The sequence below is a fragment of the Clostridium sediminicola genome (assembly GCF_050402865.1).
Classification (GTDB): domain Bacteria; phylum Bacillota; class Clostridia; order Clostridiales; family Clostridiaceae; genus Clostridium_AF; species Clostridium_AF sediminicola.
The window spans coordinates 1-5,552 of sequence record NZ_BAABMF010000049.1 but is presented as its reverse complement, the minus strand read 5'-3'; the positions used below and the strand labels follow the sequence as shown (position 1 = coordinate 5,552).

The 5,552-nt window shown below is 31.7% G+C and carries 5 protein-coding genes; all 5 read right to left on the bottom strand.

The features are described from left to right. Positions 1-198 precede the first annotated feature (198 nt). Positions 199-1,407 carry a threonine ammonia-lyase gene (gene ilvA, locus ACQ3F0_RS26580; protein ID WP_428868844.1) on the bottom strand — a complete coding sequence of 403 codons (1,209 nt, stop codon included), beginning with the start codon at positions 1,405-1,407 and terminating at the stop codon, positions 199-201. Between the two features lie 239 nt (positions 1,408-1,646). Continuing rightward, entirely contained in the window at positions 1,647-2,126 is a 480-nt protein-coding gene (locus tag ACQ3F0_RS26575) for an ester cyclase (RefSeq protein ID WP_428868843.1), read from the bottom strand. A gap of 76 nt (positions 2,127-2,202) precedes the next feature. Next, positions 2,203-3,333 (bottom strand): dipeptidase, encoded by a 1,131-nt coding sequence (locus ACQ3F0_RS26570; RefSeq protein WP_428868842.1) that lies wholly within the window; start codon positions 3,331-3,333, stop codon positions 2,203-2,205. Between the two features lie 47 nt (positions 3,334-3,380). Beyond that, positions 3,381-4,520, bottom strand: coding sequence for a dipeptidase (locus ACQ3F0_RS26565; RefSeq protein ID WP_428868841.1), 1,140 nt, complete (start codon positions 4,518-4,520; stop codon positions 3,381-3,383). Between the two features lie 508 nt (positions 4,521-5,028). Then, on the bottom strand, positions 5,029-5,552 hold a 524-nt coding region (locus ACQ3F0_RS26560; RefSeq protein ID WP_428868840.1), incomplete at its 5' end, for an SLC5/6 family protein.

Here is a 5,552-nt window from a genome sequence, read left to right as displayed (position 1 = left end):
TGTTTAACGTATATTTCCAAACTATTCTTTGTCCATTGTTTGTATATAAATGATGGTTTATTAAGTATACTTTTTTTTCAAAATAATTTTCTCTAAAAAAACTATTGACTTTTTATAACTGGTCTAAATAATAAAAAAAGCATCCAACCTTCGTAAGATTGTTGGATGCCTTTTATGCTAATTTATAATTCATTTAATTTATCTAATTTTTTTTATCTTATATCCATTATTTTTTATAACTTCTATAATTTTTTCTATATGTTCATGGTCTTTTGTACCTAATACAAATTTCACTTCTGCTTGCTTATAAGTTATATCAGAACTAGTTCTATCATGATTAACAGAAATTACATTTGCCCCTGTATCTCCTATTACACATAATATCTTTTGTAAGGCACCTGGAGAATCCGGTAATGAAGTAGTTATAACTAGTCTTCTTCCTCCCTTTACCATACCTCGGTCAATTATTGAAGATATCATATCTAAATCTATATTACCGCCACTTAGAACTACAGCAATTTTTTTACCTTGAAAAGAGACCTTGTCATTTATAACAGCTGCTAATGCGGTTGCTCCTGCCCCTTCTACTGTTAACTTGGCTCTCTCTATTAATAAAGAAATTGTATGTGCAATTTCCTCCTCATTAACTGTAACTATTCCATCAACATATTTTGATATAATATCAAAAGTTGAATTTCCTGGTCTTTTTACTGCTATGCCATCAGCAATAGTATCTACACTACTTAGAGTTATAGGTTTTCCTGATTTTATTGATTCTTTCATTGAAGCTGCTTCTGCTGCTTGAACTCCTATTACTTGTATACTAGGGTTAATGGATTTAACTGCAACTGCTATACCTGATAATAACCCCCCACCACCAATTGGTGCTACTACAACATCTACATCAGGTAAATCTTCAAGAATTTCTAATCCTATGGTTCCTTGTCCAGCAATCACATCTAGATCATCAAAAGCATGTATTATTGTAGCTCCTGTTTCTCTTGAAAATTCTAGCTCCCTTTCATGTGCTTCATCATAAGAATTTCCATGTAATATCACGTCAGCACCATATCCTTTAGTTGCTTTTACCTTAGCAATAGGAGCTCCTTTTGGCATTACAATAGTTGATTTAATACCAGCTTTTGAAGCAGCTAGGGCAACTCCTTGAGCATGATTCCCCGCTGAGGCTGCTACTACACCACTTTTCTTTTCTTCTTCAGTAAGTTTCGCTATTTTATTAGAAGCTCCCCTAACTTTAAATGAACCTGTTTTTTGTAAATTTTCTAATTTTAAATAAATATCATTTTTACTCAGTTCACTAAAGGTTTTAGAATGGTCTAAACTTGTCTTTTTGATGATCCCTTTTAAATTTTTTCGTGCTTCTTTTATATTTTCTAAAGTCACCATTTTTATCCCTCCTCTATTTGATATCCTTATCATTTTTTATGTTACTATTCTACCATACTTTTATATACCTAGTACTTATAATTTTTATTGTTATACAAAAGAATCTAGAATTATTGTTAATAATCCTAGATTCTTAAACATTTTAAACCATATTTTCTTTTCTTTTAAACGCTCTAAAGTATTACATTCAAAATACATATCTACCTAAGGTTCTATAGATCATAGTGAAAATTATATCCCTAGTCAGGTGTGCATACTGCTTTCTTAGCATTTATATCATATGTTGACCATTCTTCAACATACATCCATTCTCCATCGACCTTTTTTATTAAAGTATTAGCAATGCCTAAATTATTTTCTTCATTAATTTCTTTCCCTGTTGGAGGCCCAAATTCACTATAACCTGTATTAGTTCCAATGAAAGACCAAGGCATAGAAACTCTATAACCATCTTTTTCATTACCACACCAAATAACATCCAATATTTTAATTTTTAAATCTGGAAATGCAGTAAGCCAAGCCATAGTATCTGCTACAATATCATCTGCACCTCGAACTTCTTTACCCATTCCTGCATGAATCACAGTGTTTTCAGTATAACAATCATAAATTTTTCCCACTAATTTCTTATCCCATATATCATAGGTTGTATATCTTATAAACTTATCAACATCTAATTTTTCTTGTTCATTAAAATTAACTCCATTAAATTCTACCATAGTAATTCCTCCTAATTTTTCTTTTTATATTTTGCTATTTTTTTAATAGTGCTTATATTGAATAAAAAGTCCACAATTATCCCATTACCTGACGATAAACTCTCATCATATTTTCACCCATGATTTTTTTGATATCTCCATCGCTAAAACCACTTCTAACAAGGGCATCTGCAAATAAGTAAAATGTATCATAAGAATGTAGATCATCAATAATCATATTTCCTTTTGGCACTCCTATATCCAACCCTTCAAGTGATCCTGGATAAGGAGACCACGCTCTATGAAGATTTCTAACTAACGGAAATTCATCATTATCTGTTCCCAATGCAACATGTTCAACACCAACTAAGTCAGCAACATGTTTTATGTGAAGCATTAAATCATCCACTCCAACAAAACTACCCTTTTCATGGAATTCCGCACCTTTAACAAAAGCTTTTAATGTAGTTATTGATATAACTCCACCTGTACTAGCAATAGCCTTGATCCGCTCATCACTAACATTTCTTCCAGTATCTACTATTGATTTGCAGCAAGTGTGAGAATCAATAATTGGTTTATTAGTAACCTTCATAATGTCATAGAATCCTTTATCAGTCATATGCGCAGTATCCACAACCATACCTACACGGTTCATCTCTCGTATGAGCTTCCTGCCAAAAGTAGTCAAACCACCATTAGCAATACTATCTCCAGGACCATCAGCTGCCATTGTTCTAGCAGGAGAAACTATACAGCATTGTCTTAATCCTAAACGATGAAAAGTACGTACAAGACTCAAGTCATCCTCATCTTGCAACCCCTCCATCATTCTAGAACCCTCAGATGTTAATATGAGACTTATCTTCTCATCATGAAAAGAATCCTCAATATCTTTAGCCGTTTCACAAATTCTAAATGAATTACTCTTTTCCACTTCTTGACGAATCATATCAATCAAATTTAATGAACCAACAGTTATATGATCCGTTAAATTACACGTACATGGACAATTACCTCCTATTGTTATAGCTAAAGCCTTTAATCCTCCATGACGGATTAGTGGTGCATAATAATCATCTAAAGGATTTTCTTCTCCTAATGCTTTTCTTATTGGAAGTTCCATCATCAATTGATCATGAACATTAATATAGAATGACTCACTCAAAAGCCTTCTTGCCCTAGCATCTATCTCCCATTTACTCTTTATCTTAACTTCCTTATTCATCATAACTTCTCCCTTCTATTAGGCATATTTAATATATTCCATATGCCTTATCTAAGCACTTCTCGATATATTCTCATCATGTTGCCGCCTAAAATCTTTTTGATATCCGTTTCAGAGTATCCGTGCTTTAGTAACGCTTCCGTTACCATATAAAATTTATCAGTAGTGTCTGCTCCTTTTATATAATCACTCTCTCGATCCCCATAATATACACCTTGAATATAACCAGGGTATTTTTCTCTGTGAGTTGGACGCAAAGAGTCAAATTCACAATCTTCTGGTCCTAAATTCATAAAACCTTTAAGATTTTTAGGCCACATGAACCCAGAATAATCTGGTCCTAAGGCTACGCTGTCAATACCTGCTAATGATACAATATAATCGATTTGTTTTAATAAATCATCCATAGTAGGTGCCTGTGAATTATTATTAACAAGAGCCGCCCAGAAACTAACTCCTATTACACAACCACGTTTCCCCATTTCTTTAATTCTCTCATCACTTATATTTCTTGGATGGTTTGATATTGCATAAGCACAACTATGAGAATCTATAAAAGGTTTTGTAGCATACTTCAGTGCACTTTCGAATCCATACTCTGAAAGTTGAGCAAGGTCTAAAATCATACCTAATCTTTCCATCTCTTCAATTGTTGCAATCCCAAATCGTGTAAGACCGGCTTTTGTACAAGCTTGTCCAACACCATCAGCAAGTTTGTTTCTTCCATTTCCAGTAAGTTGAACACTCCTCAATCCAAGGCGGTAGAGATTTCTAAGTTCTGAAAAAAGAAAAACATTTTTCTTCCTACCTTCAATTACTCTAGCACCTGCAATACTAAGAATCAAACCAAATTTCCCAGTTTCTACTGCCTTATCAATATCCCTAGCATTTTTACAGATGATAAATGATTCATCCCCATCTTCTTGATCACAATAGAGCAAATCAATAAATTTATTAGTGTCCCAGAAATGAAAATCTGAAGCACTATCGATAGGTTGAGCAGTATGATCGCCACCTATTACAAGATTCAAAATATTTACTCCTCCTTTTTTTAAACGAGGCGCATAAACCTTTTCAAAACATTTTTTCTTTCCCATAAGTTTTTCATGAACATAGTCGTTCCAGATTTCTTGATGAGCATCAACAACAATTGATTCTTTATGTAATTTCTGTGCATTTATATCCATATTTTCACTTCCTACCTTTCCATTATAATTCATTTCATAATTCTAAAGAATAACTTGTAAATATTTGATATAATCTATTTATGATAACGCAATCACTTAAATTGGAGATCATCTGTTTTTGTTAACCACTCTCTTCAATCGTATCGTTTTTGCACCATTATTCAAATTTATATCATATAAAATTTAAAATCTTATATTGATTAATCATAAAGCACATTTTAAATGCCTTGTTTTACATTCTTTTCTCACAACTGTATTATAATCGCACCATTTTATTTTGTCAATAAGATGAAAATTTATTGTTTTTAATTTATTCTCATAAACTTCGTATCACTTTTTAACTTTTGCATCTATTTTTATATAATTCATTAAATCTATATTATAAAATTCTTAACAATTCATAATTTATATAATAATTTTATTATAATTACTTGTTATAATTACTTGAAAAAACATGGGGTTGAAAATCAAATAATTATAACAAGTATATATCTAAGCTCTAATTAAATTACAATTGCAATAACAGAAGTATTATGCATTGAACAACGAATATTCCAACAATAATCCATCCATATTTATCAAATACAAGTGGAGCTACTGGAGTACCATCTTCGTCTTTTGTATCACCAAGTCTTTCTTTAACTCCCATAATAGTATATTGTCTTTTTTCTTTACTTTCATTTTTAAAGAATAAACTAAAGATATATGAGAATACAATACAGTAAACAGCTCCATAGAAGTATGTCCACAACCAATGCGCTGGCATATTATTTTGAGTTATGAATGTTGCTATTGCAGCTATTATACTACCTACAAACACTCCGTTATCATTAACTCTAGGCATAAACATACATACTATCATAATACCTGTTATCAAGGCTCCAAATGGAGATACATATCCACCTATTGTATCTAATATTGATTTAGTGTTTCCACTAAGGCCTGCGTAAACAAATCCTACGATTATAACACCAAATATTACAGAGAACATAATTGTTGTAGATAATGGTGTATCTTTCTTTTTAGTTATAT

Bases quoted from the DNA above. Each gene is read 5' to 3' on its own strand.
- ilvA (WP_428868844.1), bottom strand. From the start codon at position 1,407: ATGGTGACTTTAGAAAATATAAAAGAAGCACGAAAAAATTTAAAAGGG.
- ACQ3F0_RS26575 (WP_428868843.1), bottom strand. From the start codon at position 2,126: ATGGTAGAATTTAATGGAGTTAATTTTAATGAACAAGAAAAATTAGAT.
- ACQ3F0_RS26570 (WP_428868842.1), bottom strand. From the start codon at position 3,333: ATGAATAAGGAAGTTAAGATAAAGAGTAAATGGGAGATAGATGCTAGG.
- ACQ3F0_RS26565 (WP_428868841.1), bottom strand. From the start codon at position 4,520: ATGGATATAAATGCACAGAAATTACATAAAGAATCAATTGTTGTTGAT.